The organism is Bacillus sp. AFS029533, from assembly GCF_002585125.1.
Lineage (GTDB): Bacteria > Bacillota > Bacilli > Bacillales > Bacillaceae_G > Gottfriedia > Gottfriedia luciferensis_B.
In genome coordinates this window covers 23,713-41,253 of record NZ_NUQC01000019.1, presented here as the reverse complement: position 1 = coordinate 41,253, position 17,541 = coordinate 23,713, and the positions used below count along the sequence as shown (strand labels likewise).

General features: G+C 33.3%; 15 protein-coding genes and 3 pseudogenes. 16 read left to right on the top strand and 2 right to left on the bottom strand.

What is annotated here, in order from left to right:
- Positions 1-25: 25 nt before the first annotated feature.
- Positions 26-949 carry a LysR family transcriptional regulator gene (locus COE53_RS09925; RefSeq protein WP_098947957.1) on the bottom strand — a complete coding sequence of 308 codons (924 nt, stop codon included), beginning with the start codon at positions 947-949 and terminating at the stop codon, positions 26-28.
- A gap of 482 nt (positions 950-1,431) precedes the next feature.
- Here COE53_RS09925 and COE53_RS09920 point away from each other — a divergent pair, with 482 nt between their 5' ends.
- From COE53_RS09920 to wrbA (COE53_RS09885), 8 genes and pseudogenes are all read left to right on the top strand, one after another.
- On the top strand, positions 1,432-1,863 hold the full coding sequence (locus tag COE53_RS09920) for a MarR family winged helix-turn-helix transcriptional regulator (RefSeq protein ID WP_353616538.1): 432 nt from the start codon (positions 1,432-1,434) through the stop codon (positions 1,861-1,863).
- A gap of 63 nt (positions 1,864-1,926) precedes the next feature.
- Positions 1,927-2,325, top strand: a complete 399-nt coding sequence (locus COE53_RS09915; RefSeq protein WP_098234063.1) for a DoxX family protein — start codon at positions 1,927-1,929, stop codon at positions 2,323-2,325.
- A 130-nt stretch (positions 2,326-2,455) separates the two neighbouring features.
- A complete protein-coding gene (locus COE53_RS09910; protein ID WP_098947955.1) occupies positions 2,456-3,394 on the top strand; it encodes a ring-cleaving dioxygenase in 939 nt (312 codons plus the stop codon).
- A gap of 185 nt (positions 3,395-3,579) precedes the next feature.
- Positions 3,580-3,828 (top strand): VOC family protein, encoded by a 249-nt coding sequence (locus COE53_RS09905; RefSeq protein WP_286162555.1) that lies wholly within the window; start codon positions 3,580-3,582, stop codon positions 3,826-3,828.
- 70 nt (positions 3,829-3,898) lie between these two features.
- The gene (locus COE53_RS09900) at positions 3,899-4,513 is read left to right on the top strand and encodes an alpha/beta hydrolase (RefSeq protein ID WP_098234061.1); all 615 of its coding nucleotides are present in this window, start codon (positions 3,899-3,901) and stop codon (positions 4,511-4,513) included.
- 37 nt (positions 4,514-4,550) lie between these two features.
- Positions 4,551-5,216 carry an NAD(P)H:quinone oxidoreductase gene (gene wrbA, locus COE53_RS09895; RefSeq protein WP_098947953.1) on the top strand — a complete coding sequence of 222 codons (666 nt, stop codon included), beginning with the start codon at positions 4,551-4,553 and terminating at the stop codon, positions 5,214-5,216.
- A 106-nt stretch (positions 5,217-5,322) separates the two neighbouring features.
- Positions 5,323-6,624 carry a glutamyl-tRNA reductase gene (hemA, locus tag COE53_RS09890; protein ID WP_098947951.1) on the top strand — a complete coding sequence of 434 codons (1,302 nt, stop codon included), beginning with the start codon at positions 5,323-5,325 and terminating at the stop codon, positions 6,622-6,624.
- A 241-nt stretch (positions 6,625-6,865) separates the two neighbouring features.
- Positions 6,866-7,469: pseudogene (wrbA, locus tag COE53_RS09885) on the top strand (NAD(P)H:quinone oxidoreductase type IV).
- 183 nt (positions 7,470-7,652) lie between these two features.
- Here wrbA (COE53_RS09885) and COE53_RS09880 read toward each other — a convergent pair.
- Positions 7,653-8,072: an organic hydroperoxide resistance protein gene (locus COE53_RS09880; protein WP_098234057.1), complete on the bottom strand. Its 420-nt coding sequence runs from the start codon at positions 8,070-8,072 to the stop codon at positions 7,653-7,655.
- Positions 8,073-8,401: 329 nt separating this feature from the next.
- Here COE53_RS09880 and COE53_RS09875 point away from each other — a divergent pair, with 329 nt between their 5' ends.
- From COE53_RS09875 to COE53_RS24480, 8 genes and pseudogenes are all read left to right on the top strand, one after another.
- Positions 8,402-9,730, top strand: a complete 1,329-nt coding sequence (locus COE53_RS09875) for a glycosyl hydrolase family 18 protein (protein WP_098947949.1) — start codon at positions 8,402-8,404, stop codon at positions 9,728-9,730.
- 14 nt (positions 9,731-9,744) lie between these two features.
- Positions 9,745-10,134, top strand: a pseudogene (locus COE53_RS09870) (oxidoreductase); the annotation flags it as partial.
- A gap of 154 nt (positions 10,135-10,288) precedes the next feature.
- Complete coding sequence (locus COE53_RS09865) at positions 10,289-10,462, top strand: S-layer homology domain-containing protein (protein ID WP_098947947.1); 174 nt, start codon at positions 10,289-10,291, stop codon at positions 10,460-10,462.
- Positions 10,463-10,600: 138 nt separating this feature from the next.
- A complete protein-coding gene (locus COE53_RS09860) occupies positions 10,601-11,053 on the top strand; it encodes an MFS transporter (RefSeq protein ID WP_286162558.1) in 453 nt (150 codons plus the stop codon).
- Entirely contained in the window at positions 11,026-11,628 is a 603-nt protein-coding gene (locus tag COE53_RS09855) for an MFS transporter (RefSeq protein ID WP_098947943.1), read from the top strand. The genes COE53_RS09860 and COE53_RS09855 overlap by 28 nt, the downstream gene beginning before the upstream one ends.
- 1,035 nt (positions 11,629-12,663) lie before the next feature.
- Positions 12,664-15,909, top strand: a complete 3,246-nt coding sequence (locus COE53_RS09845; RefSeq protein ID WP_098947938.1) for an Ig-like domain-containing protein — start codon at positions 12,664-12,666, stop codon at positions 15,907-15,909.
- A gap of 615 nt (positions 15,910-16,524) precedes the next feature.
- Positions 16,525-16,785 (top strand): helix-turn-helix domain-containing protein, encoded by a 261-nt coding sequence (locus tag COE53_RS09840; protein ID WP_098947935.1) that lies wholly within the window; start codon positions 16,525-16,527, stop codon positions 16,783-16,785.
- A 142-nt stretch (positions 16,786-16,927) separates the two neighbouring features.
- A pseudogene (locus COE53_RS24480) lies at positions 16,928-17,125 on the top strand (LysR family transcriptional regulator substrate-binding protein); the annotation flags it as partial.
- Positions 17,126-17,541 lie beyond the last annotated feature (416 nt).

The window sequence follows — 17,541 nt, the reverse complement described above, 5'->3', positions numbered from 1 at the left end:
AAGGGGAGTTTTTTTATATGAACTTTTATGAATTAATCAAAATATTTTCAGTTCCTCCTACATCAAGACTTGTCAAGTTTACATATGCAACTAACAAGTCAATAAAATTTCTAGCAGCAGATCCAATATACTTTTCTTTATGATGTACAATAGCAATTTCCTTAGTAATTACAGGATTCACTATTTTAATTACTTTAAGGGTTTCAGAATTCTCCGAAGTGAGAAGAGTATTGGGAAGTATGGTAGATCCAATACCTGCTTTTACTATACTCAAAATGGAATTTACATCAGTTAATTCTATGATTGGCTTGAAGACAAATCCCATAGATGTAGCGGCATCATCAATTAATTTTCGGCAATTGTGGTTTTTAGGACTTAGGACAAGTTGAATGTCCTTAATCTCTTCAAAATCAACTTTTTCTCTTTCAGCTAAATGATGGTCAAAAGGAACAACTAAATAAAATTCTTCATTATATAAAGGGATATTTGTTAACTGTTCATTCTCTAAAGGCATGTGTGTCAATGCTATGTCGATTTCATTTTGAATAACTCTATCCTCAATATTATCTGACATAATGATCTTCATTTGTAAATAGGGATGCATTCGATGAATCTCTAGGAAAATTACAGACGCAAGCTGACTTAACTCTTCCGACATTGCACCAATGATCAGTTTACCCCTTTTTACTTTTTGAAGCTCTCCAATTTGTTCATAGATATATTTTATATTAGAGAATATTTTTTCGGATTCTTCTTGTAGAATTTTACCAGCTTCTGTAATGGCGATTTTTTTACCTAAGCGATCAAATAAACGAACCCCTAATCTATCTTCTAGGGCTCTCATTTGACGGCTTAAAGCAGGTTGTGAAATTCCTAATTTCTCTGCTGCCCTTGTAAAATGTAATTCTTCACAAATAGCTATAAAGTATTCCAATTCTCTTAATTCCATAATTTCACTTCTCTCTATTCTAGATGATATTATTTAATGTACTAATTTATTTTTACTTAGAGTAGATGTTATCAAAACATTCAAAAGAGCGTATTACTTTGACTTAATTTAATTAAGAGAAAAACCGAATAAAAAACTGCTCATTCTCATAATAAACTATTGAATATAGATATAACAACTCAGGAGTAGTAATAGGGATCTTAGTAATTCTTCCCAACTTACTATATTGAGATACTAAAGAATTTTACTTGTGAAAATCGCATACTTCTTTTTAATTAGTTTACTTTCTACCATTAATCTTAAAAGGTGGTGTTTAAACACAAAAAATTGTGAGCTATCTATGTAATCACCACAAAAGTGGGTATGTGGCTTAATAATTTTTATTTAACTCCAAAAATATAAAAGGTTATTGACAAAAAAAATAATAAGTATTAATATTATCTCGTATTAAAGATATTTTAATTTGAAATAAATTTCAGGAGGTGAAATTATTGGAGAAAAAATGCAAACATCTACCTTTTCTACTATTAATGCAAACTTCTAAAGCAATTCATGACCGAATAAAGGACGAAATGGCAAAATACAATTTAAGCATAACTGAGTTTTCTGTTTTAGAAGTACTATATCAAAAAGAAAAACAAACAATTCAACAAATCGGAAATTCAATATTGGTCTCAAGTGGTTCGATGACTTATGTTATAGATAAGCTTGAACAAAGAGAATTATTATGCAGAATTCCATGTCCAGATGATCGCCGAGTAATACATGTGATATTAACAGATGAAGGTAATGAATTGATGAACGAAATTATGCCGAAATACAATGATTTCATAAATAATATGTTTGATTCATTAGATTTTAACGAGACTGATACTTTTGTGAAGCTTTTGAAAAAAGTAAGAAATAAAGTTTAAACTTAAAATTTTTTTACTATTTTATCTCGATTTCAAGATATATATATTTTAGGAGGATTTAAAATGATAAATATTGGTTTATTAATGATTCGCTTGGTGATTGGTATATTGTTCATCGGGCATGGTGCTCAAAAATTATTTAGTTGGTTCGGTGGATATGGATTGAAAGGAACTGGTGGATGGTTTGAATCTATTGGCATGAAACCAGGAGTAACAATGGCTCTAATCGCGGGTTTAGCAGAATTTATTGGTGGAATATTGTTTGCTTTAGGACTTTTAACCCCTGTAGCAGGAATTTTGATTGCTGGAACTATGGGAATGGCGATTATTAAGGTTCATGGGCCGAACGGAATATGGGCAACATCAAATGGATATGAATATAACTTAACTTTACTAGTAGTTGCTATTAGTGTAGTTTTAACCGGTCCTGGTAAATATGCTTTAGATACATTTTTATTCTAAAATATCTCGAATTAATAATTCTTAAACATGAAATATTTTAACTAGATTTTAATTAATCGACTAAGCACAAAATACAATTATCAAGTTTCTTTAAATAACTAGATCTTTAATTTAAAAGGAGAGTTGAAAAATGAGTAAGAAAACAATGGGTATTCATCATATCACAGCAATTGTTGGAGATCCTCAGGAAAATGTAGATTTTTATGCAGGAATTTTAGGGTTGCGTATGGTTAAGCAAACAGTCAATTTTGATGATCCAGGTACTTATCACCTTTATTTTGGTAATGAAGGGGGAAAACCAGGAACAATTATTACGTTCTTCCCTTGGGCAAGAGCTCATAAAGGAATCATTGGTGACGGTCAAGTAGGAGTTACTTCATATGTTGTTCCAAAAGGGGCTATGGAATTTTGGAAAAATAGACTAGAAAAATTCAATGTTCCTTTTACGATTATAAATCGCTTTGGAGAACAATATTTACTATTCGATGATCCACACGGACTTCACATGGAAATTGTTGAAAGAGAAGAAGGTGAAATTAATACTTGGACATTCGGTGAAGTAACACCTGAGGTTGCTATCAAAGGTTTTGGTGGAGCAACTTTATATTCAACCCAGCCTAACAAAACAGCTGAATTGTTAGAAAAAGTAATGGGACTTGAATTAGTTGGTAAAGAAGGTGACTTTGCTCGATATCGTTCTACTGCGGATATTGGAAATATTATCGACGTAAAATTAACTCGTAGTGGACATGGTCAAATGGGTGTTGGAACAGTACACCACATTGCATGGCGAGCTAGTGATGACAAGGATCAATTGGAATGGAAAAAATACGTTTCATCCAATGGATATGGTGTTACTCCTGTTCAAGACAGAAATTATTTTAATGCCATTTACTTTAGAGAACATGGTGAAATTCTATTCGAAATTGCGACAGATCCACCAGGGTTTGCTCATGATGAATCTCAAGAAACAATGGGTGAAAAATTGATGTTGCCATCACAGTATGAACCTCATAGATCAAAAATTGAGCAAATTTTGCTACCAATACAAGTAAGAGAACTTGACTGATTATTTGAAGCTGGATTGATTTCTTTGCTTTCAATCGAACCAGCTTCATTGTCTGGGAATAATTACACAACAATCGGTGAAAATGTTTGAAATCAAAAGACCTTAATAATTCAATTCCTTTTAAAATCTATCCCTTTTATGAAATGGAGAGACTAAGTTGCAAAAGACGGGATGATGAATGATTAATGAGAGAAGGAACTGTTCACCATATAGCATGGAGAGCAAAGGATGAAAGGGATCTTCTTAGCTGGAGAAAGTTGCTTAAAGAAAACGGTTATAATCCAACAGAAGTTCTAGATCGAAATTATTTCAAAGCAATCTATTTTCATGAAGAAGGGGGCATCCTCTTTCAAATTGCATTAGATCCACCAGGATTTAAGATAGATGAACATAAAGACGAACTTGGAAAAAACTTATGCTGCCATCTTGGTTAGATTCAAAAAGAGAAGAAATAGAAGAAACCATACCACACCTAGTGGTTCGTGCTCTGGAGGGAGAAAAACAATGAAACATATATTCAATAAAGGTCATAATCCAACAAAGCCAACATTACTGTTACTTCATGGTACTGGGGGTAATGAATTAGACCTTATACCTCTTGCAGGAATAATTGACGATGAAGCTTCAGTATTAAGCGTTCGTGGAAATATATTGGAAAATGGAATGCCAAGATTTTTTAAAAGGTTAGCTGAAGGGGTTTTTGATGAAGAAGACCTTATTTTCCGAACAAAAGAATTAAATGAATTTCTTGATGATGCAGCAAAAAAGTATGGTTTCGACCGAAATAATATTATTGCATTAGGATACTCAAATGGAGCGAATATAGCTGCAAGTTTATTATTTCACTATCAAAATGCATTAAAAGGTGCAATTCTTCATCATCCTATGGTACCGAGAAAAGGAATTGAACTTCCAGACTTATCTGGTAAAACAGTATTTATTGCTGCTGGTACAAATGATCCAATTTGCTCTCCAATGGAATCGGCTGAATTAAAATCTTTATTAGAAAAGGCTAATGCAAATGTAGAACTTCATTGGGAGAATCAAGGTCATCAACTAACCATGCAAGAAGCCGAGTCTGCGGCAAACTGGTATCAGAATATTACTTCAAATAAATAATGTAAAAAATAAAAGAAAGGCATAATAGGTGGTATATATGGGTTTCTTATCCAAATTATTTGGAAATGCATCTGATAAGGAGAATAAAAAAATGACGAATGTAAAATTAGCAGTGATTTACTACAGTATGGGTGGAACAAATTATCAGCTTTCAAAATGGGCTGAAGAAGGAGCGAAAGAAGCTGGGGCAGAAGTAAGAGTATTAAAAGTCCCAGAACTTGCTCCACAATCAGTAATAGAAGGCAATCCAGCTTGGAAAGCTCATATTGAGGCTACTAAAGATGTACAAGAAGTAAAGTTAGATGACTTAGAATGGGCTGATGCAATTATTTTTAGTGTCCCTACACGTTTTGGTAATATGCCAGCACAAATGAAACAGTTTTTGGATACAACCGGTGGTCTATGGTTCAATGGAAAACTTGTTAATAAAGTTGTAAGTGCAATGACTTCAGCTCAAAATCCACATGGAGGGCAAGAAGCAACAATTCTATCACTGTATACAACAATGTATCATTGGGGTGCAATTGTCGCTGCTCCTGGATATACAGATCCTGTAACATTTGGAGCAGGCGGTAATCCATATGGAACTAGTGTTACTGTTGGTCAAGATGGAAAAATGATTGAGGATGTAGAAGCTGCTGTTAAACATCAGGCAAAACGTACAGTTAAAGTGGCTGAATGGGTGAAAAAAGCAAATCAATAATTATTAACAGAAGAGCGGATCAAGATATGATCGCTCTTCTTTAATTATTTAATACTCAATTGATAACCACATAGCAATTAAAGAAAGGGAAAAAAAGGGGATAAAAATGCATATTTTAGTTGTTGGTTTAAACTATAGAACAGCTCCTGTTAAAATTAGAGAAAAATTTACGTTTAATCCATCGGAATCCGCAATTGCAATGAAATCATTACAACAAATGTCAAGTATCATTGAAAATGTCATTTTATCAACTTGTAACCGCACTGAAATATATGCAGTTGTTAGTGAATCTAATATAGGGAAAAATGAAGTGACAGATTTTATTGCAGAATGGTTTAACATTGAAAAAAAAGAACTCATTTCTTATTTGTTCTTTTATGAACAAGGTTTAGCCATTGAACATTTATATAAAGTAACATGCGGTTTAGACTCATTAATCCTAGGTGAAACCCAGATTTTAGGACAAGTTCGTACTAGTTTTTTGTTAGCTCAAAGAGAAAAGACAACGGGTACCGTATTTAATCATTCATTTAAAAAAGCAGTTACACTTGGAAAACGAGCACATACTGATACAGAAATTGGGGCTAAAGCAGTATCCGTTAGTTATGCCGCAATTGAATTAGCAAAGAAGATTTTTAAGACTCTAAATAATACATCGATATTAATTCTAGGGGCGGGGCAAATGGCAGAGCTTGCTTGTAAAAATCTCCAAGGAAATGGAGCAAACAGAGTTACAGTTATTAATCGATCATTTGAAAATGCAAGAATACTAGCAAATCGTTATTCCGTTGAAGTTAAGCCGTTTCATGAACTGCTGAATACAATGATGGAATCGGATTTAATAATATGCTCGACTTCTTCAGAAGAATACCTGATTACACGAGAGATGGTTATGAAGGATAGCAAGTTTCGAAAAGTGAAGCCTATATATTTCATTGACTTAACTGTACCGCGTAATATTGACCCTAAAATAGATGAAATAGAAAACATTTTTTTATATAACATTGATGATCTTCGAGTTATTGTTAATTCGAATTTAATGGAAAGAAAAAAAGCTTCTCAAAAAATTATGGACATGATAGAAGGGGAACTCATTGAATATAAAAACTGGGTCAATTTATTGGATATTGTTCCAGTAATTTCAGCACTAAACAAAAAGGCATCATCTATTCAACTAGAAACACAAGAAAGTATTAAGAATAAACTTCCAAATTTATCGGAGCATGACTTGAAAGTAATAAATAAACATTTTAGTAGTATTGTAAATCAATTCTTAAGAGATCCTATAAAGGTTATGAAAGATTTGGCTATTTCTAAGGATTCTAATATAGATATCGATTTATTCATAAAACTTTTTAATATTGAAAAAGTGGGTATAGAAAATCAAAAGTCACCATTTAAATTTTAAATAATAGAATTATAGCTTACGAGATTAATTGAATAGAGAAAGAATAGAGTTGGAATAGAATGCACAGGGTTAGCAGATTTAAAAAAGCTAATTAATAAAAACTTTGATTATTTTTTGTTAAGCATGTTGAATTTTAATGTATTAGTAAAAATTACACAAACAGAATAATCATTAGGAAATTTTAGTATAAAAATTTAGTTTCTTTTTTTCGGAGAAAGACGATGTCAAAGTAAATCTTGCAATTATCTGTTATAGTTCAACAGGAACAAATTATCCGTTGTCACAATGGGCTTTAGAAGGGGCAAAAGAAACTGGTGCAGAGGTCAATATCTTAAAAGTTGAAGAATTGGCTCCACAAACAGTAATTGATTCAAATCCTGCTTGGAAGCACTTTTCCGAAGAAGTCGCAGTATGTATTCCAATGGTTTCCCTAAAAGATTTAGACTGGGCAGACGCAATCATTTTCATTGTCCCGACGCGATTCGGAAACATGCCATCTCAAATGAAGCAGTTCTTATATACAACAGGTGGATTTTGGTTTAACGGAAAACTTGTAAATAAAGTTGTAAGTGCGATGACTTCTGCTCAAAACCCTCACGGTGGTCAAGAGGCAACCATATTATCGTTATATACAACAATGCACCATTGGGGAGCTATCCGTTGTGACCCCTGGCTATACTGATCCAGTTATCTTTGGAGCTGGTGGAAACCCATATGGAACCAGTGTTACTATTGACCAGAATGGTAAAATGGTTGAGGACTTTTATGCTGTACAAGCAACTGTAAAACATCAAGCAAAACGCACCGTTACTGTGGCAGAATGGGTTAAAAATGCAAATCGATAAATATAAAAGAGCTATTCGACAAGTGTTCGATTAGCTCTTTTATTTTCCTGACAAATAATAATAAGGAATTTTTTCACGGAAATGTAAGTAAATAAATTTTTTAGTCATGCTATAAGCTTTAGAAAAGATCTTTTTTACTGATAACTAGCTATAAGCTTTAGAAAAGATCTTTTTTACTGATAACTATTCGATAACTAAAACTTTCAACTTAACATCAACATTGCCCTTTAATGCTTTCGAATAAGGACAAAAACCATGCGCTTCTTTCACAAGCTCTACTGCAACATCTTGAGGAACACCTTTAATTTGTGCATTTAACGTAACTGCTAGAGAAAAAGGACTTTCTGTATCATCTTTTAATAAACTAACTTCCGCTGTAATTGATGATTCAATTTTTTGCTTATTTTTCTTAGCGATAAAGTTTAATGCACCATCAAAACATGCCGAATATCCAGCTGCAAATAGTTGTTCAGGATTAGAGCCAACTTTGTTAGTATTTGTATTGGGCGTTGTTAATTGTAAATCTATTAAACCATCATCTGATTTAACACTTCCTTCACGACCACCAGAAGTAGTAGCTTTCGACGTAAATAATACGACCATTCAAAATCACCTCATCTAATAATTATAAGTACCATATTCATATCGATAGTATAGAAAATTCATACTCCAACTATACTCAAAATAACACTCAATAAAATTAATTATTAAAAATTTATATAAAAGTGGAGTTTGAAAATTAGACCACGCGAGACTCCTGCGAAAAAACGAGACATCCGAGATCCGAAAATAAGCGAATTTAGTTAATGTCAATAATCAACTGTAACTGGTCAAATAGTATTAAGTAAAATTTTCAAATTAAGCAAATGATATATTAGGTGAAGTTAAATTAATAAAAAATTCTATACTTCGGAATGTATAAGGAGGTATTCATGCTTAATAAGTTCTTAATCATCCTGTTTACTTTATTATTTTTGTTTTTATCTCCATCCATACAAACTTTGGCATTAGTTATATATGAGGTTAAACCAGGAGATAGTTTAAATAAAATTTCCGCACAGTACAAACTAAATGTAAAAAACTTTGCCAACTTAAATGGACTAGAAAAAAATGATAAACTTGTTATTGGTCAAGCATTGATAATGCCTGGGGAAACATATTTTGTAAGAGCGGATGAAACTTTATGGGATATTGCCTACCGAAATTCGATAAGTGTTAAACAATTGAAAACCAAAAATAAGCTTACAAGTGACTATGTAATACCAGGACAAAATTTGTTGATTCCGTCTATTTCAAAAAAGAAAATATGGACAGGGACTTATTTTATACCAAAGAATAAAATATCGAATTATTGGATGTTGAGCCATTATAAAAGAACTTTAACCAGTATTTTTATATTCGAATATCATCCAACTAAACAAGGAAATTTGATTAGAGTAAAAGAAAATGGTGCGATTAAACAAGCTTGGATAAAAGGTATTAAACCTTATGCGACATTAACTAATATTAGCGAAAAAGGTTATGATCCAAATTTAATACATAGTCTAATCAGTAATAAAACTTTACGTAAAAAACTAATTACAAATATCTATACATTATTGGATAGAAATGACTATAAAGGAATCAATATAGATTTAGAAATGGTTAAACCAAAAGATCGAGCATACATAAATCAATTTATTAAAGAATTGTCATTTAAGCTGCATCGTTCAAAAATGGAATTATTAATAGCAATGCCTCCTAAAGAAGATGATAATATTCCTAGATACTATAATGCTTATGATTATAAAACAATTGGAAAATATGTTGATAGGATGTTTTTAATGGCGTATAACTGGCATTGGTCAAGCAGTACTTCAGGTCCAATAGCTCCAATAGAAAATGTAAAAAAAACTTTAAAATACGCTGTATCTGTTGTCCCAAGGTCAAAAATATTACTTGGTATTCCTCAATATGCATACGATTGGCCAATTACAGGTGATATCCGAAAAGGGAGTGCATATTCCACACAAAATGCGATGAAAATGTATAAGAAATATGAAAGTCAAGTCTACTATGATAGGGAGGCTTCGGCACCAGCATTTCGTTATATTGATAAAAATGGTACACAGCATGAGGTATGGTTTGAGGATCCTCGAAGTTTACTTGCAAAATTCCATCTAGTAAAAGAATTTGATTTAGCTGGATTGGGATGTTGGCATATAGGGATTACAATGCCACAAACAGAAAAGATACTATTAAATGAATTTTGGATTCGATAAAATTGATGACAAGTGGTGCGCATGGATACTTGATTGACCAATTTAATTCAGATATAACAAATCATCGTACAGACAAATATGGTGGTGACCTTGCTCAAAGATTAACGTTAATGAAGGAAGTAATTAAAGCAGTTATCGACGCAATCGGTACAGAACGAACAATGATCCGATTCTCTGCTTTTAAAGCAGATTACCAAATTACATGTGGGAAGATCCAGAAATGGCCATTCGTACATTTGTTGAGGCATTTAAGGAAGCGGGTGCAACAATGATTCACCCATCGATTATGCAATTTGATCGAGTGCTTGCAGATGGAAAACGATGCATCAATTAGTCCGAAAATATTGGGATGTGTCATTATTGGGGTTGGTACATTAAACCCAGAAATGGCCAATCAGGCGATTGACAGGTTCTAAAAGGATGTAGAAGAGGCGGCTGGGTGCAGGGAGACGAGAGCCTCTTGCTTCCAAATGATCCGGTTACCCTTCAGGAAGCCATTCTTATGATTGTTAGAGCGGCGGGGTTGTACTTGAAGGAGGAAATGACGACCTCTTAGCGATATTCAAGGATGGCGGAGATGTTGCTGTATGGGCTAATTTAGCGATCCTGTATGCGCTACAGGAGGGTTGGATGCAGGGAATGGGAGACGGCAAGCTTGCTCCGCGTGATTTCATTACTCGAGGCCAAGCAGCGGCAATACTTGTAAGATTCGGCTTTAAGAAGAAGGTATAACATATTTAGATAACACAAACGAAAGCCCAGTAGTTCCCGAACTACTGGGCTTTTTGAAACTTGGCTTACAATGGCAGAGGCTCTAGGAGTGTCAATTGGCTGGTCAATTAATTACAGTCTTTTCATTAGCCCTATGCCATCGGTACACCTATATTACTGGTATTAACGGTTAAAATGGAAAGACGAAAATTACTGATCTATGCGTTATTTGTTTTTATGGTAGGAAATTTACTTTCAGTGATTGTTCCAGGGTATGGATTTTTTATAATTGCTCGCATTATTATGGCTTTAAGTACAGGTGTAGCAGTCGTTACAATTTTAAATATCGCAACAAAGATTGCACCTGCTAATAAAAAGGCCAGTTCAATAGCAACAGTTCACATGGGATTTACTGCTTCATTAATCATTGGCGTTCCTCTTGGACGTTTTATTACATCTACGTATGGCTGGAAATTTGTATTTATCGGTATTGCATTATTAGTTTTACTTGTCATTTTTATTGTTTTAAACACAATTCCAAAAATGAATGGTGATGCTTCAGTCCCTTTAACGAGACAAATTGTATGTTCAAAAAACCAAAAATTGCTTTAGCATTGTCAATCACCTTCTTCTCAATGACAGGGTACGGGATTATTTTTACTTATTTATCTCCATTCCTTGTAAATACTGTAGGTATGAGTGATCATCTTTTAAGCATTACTTTACTTGTTCTTGGAGTTGCAAGCTTATTTGGCTCAATATTAGGTGGCTTAAGTGCAGATAAAAGAGGCATAATTTTCACATTAAAAAGAGGGTTACTTGTAAACTTAACGTCTATTGTCGTACTTTCATTCATATCACATTCAATTATTGCAGTACTTATTATATTGACAGTTTGGTCATTTGCAGGCTGTTCAATAGGTGCAACTCAGCAATATAATTTACCAACGCTATCACCAGAATCCTCAGATATGTTGCTAGGTCTGAACCAATCGATGATGCAACTAGGTTTTGCGGATAGTGCAGGTTTAGGTGGAGTAATCGTGGGGCAAATATCATTATCTTCAATTACATTGTTCAGTGCGTTAAGTGTTGTGTTTGCAAGTATTACAACATTTGAATTATCACGTTTCTTAAATAATAAAAAGGTAGTCAACCAAGGTTTTGAGGAACAAAAGGAAGCTTGATCAAATTGTGGGAGTATTTAAATCATTATCTTTGCATTTTATTTAAACAATTTGACTAGTCAAACTACGAGGTTTTAGAAGAAGTAAGTTATCAAACTCCGTAAATTGGTGAGTGGCAATTTTGACTGTTAATAAAAGGTATTCGGGAAAACTGTAATGAAATTAATATGATGGGAAGGTGTTTAGCCCATATGCCACAATTAAAGAATTTGAAACAAAAACAACCGATTAATTAGAGTGAGTTCAATAAAACTTCAGCATGTTGACAATCAATATCTAGAAAGATTCCTTTAAAAACCAACTGGGTTCATTTGCTTTTGAAGTTGTTTAGTGTATTTACTTTTACTATAACTCATCAACACCTCATATGTTGCTGAACTAGTTTTAAAGACTAAATAATATAAATAAAGCGTGGGAAGCAGATCGAGATCAGATTGTTATAAGCAGGGTAAATGGTGGAATCCCATATATAATAGTTCAAGATAGGGACTATTTAAAAAATGGCGAGCTTTATTAAATGCATTCATATGATAAGACTCAGGCAGATATGAAATATGTTGAAAAAGTAAATCCATATATTCATCAGTTATCGGGTAGAGGCGTTAATTTTGAGACGGATATTGAAGGGAAGTCAGTGTTGTTAAGTTATCTGGGAAGAATAGTCATCGGAAGTATATTTAAAACCACCTTAGAAAGGTGGTTTTTTTATTAGATCTAAATTGAAGCTGTTAGAATTCAAATCAAATTTTATAGTTGAAATAATCACATATCCAATTTTCCTCCTAAAATCTTGCCTCATTCTTCTTATATTGATAACTGAAATGAATCATTATGATAACGAGAATGTCATTTCCAAAAAAAAAAAATCACCATATAATAACCTTAACATTTTGAATAGTCTAAATTTCACCGTTTTAAATTAATGGTTTAATTCCACTATCCTAAAATGCAATTTACGTTAGAGGTGATGCATAAGAAAACATTAGATGATCTGAAAAATAGAAACAAACAGCAGCAAAATATGGAGGTTAACAAATGAGAACAAAAATGACAAAACGTATTACATCTTTAACACTCGTACTAACCCTATTTATGTCTCTATTCAGTAGTTTGGTTTTTGCCTCAACTGAAAAGGCAGTTGGAGCAACTAATAGCCCATCAACGAAGGAGATTGTAAAACTCATTCCGAGTGAATCAACAGTCTCGCTCTCTCTTTCTCAAGGTCACCACGATTTAAAGATTGAAGCAGAGTATAAGGATGGTAGTAAAGCAGATGTTACAGCGGAAGGAAAATGGACATCACTAGATGAAAAAGTTGTAACTATTGAAACTGGAAGACTAACAGCAGTAAATGTTGGATCTACCAATGTACAATTCAGTCTTGGTAATGCAGTTTTAAATGTTGAAGTAAATGTTAAGAAAAGTGCACTAGTTTTAAGTCAATTGTCAAATCCTTCAGAAAGTAAAAAAATTGTATCGCTTGTTTTAGAGGCTGAACAAATTACCTACATAGATGAAGGGCAAGAGCGTCCGATCGCTTTGAAAGCGCTTTATAACGATGGTTCGATGGAAGACGTAACGAAATTAGCTAAATGGGAATCAGGAGATCCGTCGATTGCAAAGGTTGAAAAGGGCGTAATAAAAGGAATATCACCAGGTAATGTTCCAATGAAGGTAACTTATGCAAATTTTCCACAAATAAACTTCTTTGCTTCGATAAGAGATATTCCTGAAAATGTAACGGGGCTGTACCTTTCGGCTGACAGTTTTAGGTTAGAAACCTCTGATAAGCCGGTTCAAGTAAGAGCCTCTGCAAAGAACCCCTGGGTGGGGAATAAAGAGGTTACTTCTTCAGGAAGTTGGACAACGACAGATCGAAATGTAGCTACCGTTAGTAATGATGGTCAGATTACCCCAGTTGGAATAGGACAAGCATATATTTATTTTAAATATGATAAGTTGGTTGGTGCTGTACTTGTTAATGTTGTTAAGCCTACAAAGCTTGTAACTGATGAACCTACAGTTGAATTATTGCCAGGTCAAAATTTGCCTGTTAATTTAACCGAAGTATTCACTAACGGAATATCAGAAGGTGGTATTCTCTTAAGTGAAAATGTAAATCCTTATGATGTCAAATGGACCGTCGATGATAACAGCATTGCAACGGTTACTGATTCAGGATATATCATTGCACGTAAGACCGGTAAAACCATTGTGACAGCTTCCTATCGTTCAGATGTTCTTCCTCCAGTTAAAATTGAGGTTACTGTCACCAATAAGCTTACTACTCCAAGAGTGATTGGTTTGACAGCTTCTCCATCAAATCTCTCTTTAGGTGTAGGAAATGAAGCGCCAGTTGCAATAACAGCGATTTACAGTGATGGAAGCACGGAGGATGTCTCAGGTTCCGTTGAATTTTACTCTGACAATTCCAAAGTAGCTTCAACTCAGCGAAAATATGGTGGAGCACCAAAGGTTATTGGTCAATTGAGTGGCACAACTGTTATGCATGCTTTCTATGATAATTTTCGTTACTCTGTAGATATCCCGGTGGCAGTTACGGATAAAGACGGTCAGAAGCAGGCTCCAAACCCTGAATCAATTTCTGTTACACCAGATATGAAAAATATGGTAGTAAATCAACAGCAGCAATTAGCGGTAAAAACGACCTATTCAGACAGATCAAATTCGACTTCATATGCTGTATATAAATCATCTAATCCTGATGTTGTTAAAGTAAATAAGTATGGCCTGCTTACTGCTGTAGGCACTGGTACAACAATCATTACCGTAGATAGCTCTGGATACTCAAAGCAGGTTTCAATTGTCGTTTCAAATGAACCTTCTAAAGATTTTGCAAATAAAATTGTTGATCTGATTCCTAGTGAAAATGACATCTCCTTTAGTTTATCTGAGCACACGCATTCGTTCTCTGTAAAAGCAAAATATAAGGATGGTTCAACGGCTGACGTTACATCAGACACAAGATTCACATCATTAGACCCAGACAAAGTTACAGTTAAGAATGGTGTTCTTACAGCAGTAGCTGCAGGAACAACACAGGTACTTATCGATTACGGCACAAGCACAAAAATCTTAAATGTTTCAATCCTTTCTGGGAATGATGCATCAATTAAAGATTTAAAAATTGAGTCCTTACTTGTTTCCTCATTGGATGTTGTTGTTCAAAAAGATAAGCTTTATCCAGTACATGTTTTTGCTCAATACAATGATGGAACTCAAAGGGAGATATCGAACTCAATCCAGTGGACAACAGGAAATCCTACAGTTGTAAGTGTTAAAGACGGGAAATTTATTGGAATGAATACTGGAAAAACGACGGTTAGTGCAACAATTGCAGGTTTCTCTTCTATTAAAATTCCAGTAAAAGTACAAGATCAAGCTGGACCAGTAAATTTAGTAGGAATTGTTGGCTCGGGGATGATATTACAGCCTGAAGCAGGTAAGATAGTAGAAGCGTTAACTACTACTAGCAATGGGATGATCTTACACCCTGAAGAAGGAACTATTGATGCGAACGCGTTTGCTGAATATACAGATCATAATATCGTTCAGGTTGATACAGAAGGGAAATGGGAATCTTCCGACGAAAGTGTAGCAACTGTTGACCAGAACGGAGTCATTACATGGGTCGGCCCTGGTGAAGCATACATCTGGTTCAATTATTATGGTTTGAGAGATGCTATTTGGGTAAGAAACACTAAGCCTGTAGATTTATATTGGGCTGAAAACGATAAATGGAAAAGCAATGTAATTTTAGAACCTAATAAGTCCACTGACATCTCAATTAATGGATTCTTTGGTCGTCCAGGCAGAGATGGAAATTGTGATTGTTATAATCTTAATAGCAAAGCAAAATTGACGGTGGCGGACGAATCGGTTGCAACGATTTCTGCTGATGGGCATCTCATCGCTCACTCTGTTGGAAAAACGACAATAACTGCTACTGTTTTTGGAATGTCAAAGACAATTGATGTTGAAGTTGTAGCTAAGTATCCTACATTTACTAGGGGGATAAGTTCCTCACCTGGTTATATTGTAAATTCAGTAGGTTCAATAAATGAGGTAGTCATTAATGCTATGATAAGCGATGGAACGATAAAAGACGTTACAGCTGATGTCAAATGGATTAGTTCCAATCCGGAAGTAGCAGAAGTGACCGCTGATCATAAGATCCTAACAAAGTCAGAAGGAGCCGCTGTAATCATTGCGGAATATGATGGATTTAAAATAATTATACCAGTTATTGTAAAACCATAAAGATTACTTTGTATAATTGATATTTAGATAATCGTGTCAGATACAGAATAGTTATGTTTTTAAGGTCTCCCCCGTAAGTTAGTTTCAATCTAACATTACGGGGTATTTTTATTGCCAAATTTTATGAAAGAATTTAAAAGGAAAAAAAGATTAAAGATTTCCAGAAAAGTTAGAGTTAGTCCAATAGAGAGAGGGGAATATTTACACTGGGTTCAATAATGGGTCCAAAAGTGAGTTTGTCCTTTTTACCATCGCAAAAATCAAATTATATATATTATTTTTAAATCATCTAATATATTAATCATTATCATCTAAAATATTATATTGTTAATTTATCAGAATAGTTATAACATAATTGAGAATAATTAGGAAGTCGATTAGGAGTAAATATAATTTACGGTGGTATCTTTTGTGAATTGCCTTTTTTGAGAAATTAAGAACTAATATGATATGTTTAAAATAGAAATATCATAGTTTTTACAGAATTTATCAGATATTAATATGACTTTTAAAAAGTTTATAAATTTAAGTTATTAAGTATTTGCAGATTGTAAGAAAAACAAGAAAAATCGTTCCATATACAGAATATGAAAATGACAAAGATGGTGAAAAACTATGGAATTGAAACAATTAGAATATTTTTTGGCAATTTGCGATGAAATGCACTTTACAAAAACAGCAGATAAGCTAGGTATTGGACAACCTACCTTGAGTTACCAAATAAAAATTTTAGAAGATGAAATAGGTGTTCCTCATTTTGATCGAATAGGTAAAAAATTTCACATACTGAAGCAGGTACAATATTATTTGAGCATGGTAGAAAAGTATACGATACGCTTACTAGTGCAAAGAATCAAATTCAAGAACTTCAATTAATGAATAGAGGAAAATTAGTGATAGGTGCCTTGTCTGGTGATCTAAGTCATATAGCATCCTCGGTTTTATTAGAGTTTCATTCTATGTATCCTCATGTACAATTACAGTTTTATCAATTTCATGAAGTACTAGAAAAGTAAAACAAAATAAATTAGACTTAGCCTTGACTATTATGACACCTCCGGATGAAAAGTATAATCAAATATTTTTATATAAAGAAGAATTTTTCATGGTTGTACAATCATATCATGTTTTAACTAATCAAAACGAAATTGATTTAGACGAAATTCAAAATTTTCCACTTATCTTATATCCTAATGGTCACTGTTTTAGACAGTGATTAGTTGACGTTTTGGTTCTAAAGGAATTGTACTCAAGCCTTTGATTGAAACTACTGATACAAGGCGATAATTAAAGCAGTGATTGCAGGGAAGGGAGCTTCCATTCTTTTTGCTACTCTTTTCAATCTTGATAATAATAGACAATTGAAAGCAATAAGAATTAAAAATCCCTCTATTTTTAAAGTAATCATTGTCTATCATAAGCAAAAATATATTGGGAAAGCAGCAAGAGGATTTATTGATTTATTAATATTGGTGAACTAAACTAAAAAACTATTTGTAGATAATAAATAAAAAATATTTATTGAACAATTATTAACCCAAATTATAGATAGATTAAAAAATGCTTATTATTTATTATTTATTAATTAAGAACGAATTAGAAAATTTTTAATTGCGTTCTTTCTCAAAATGT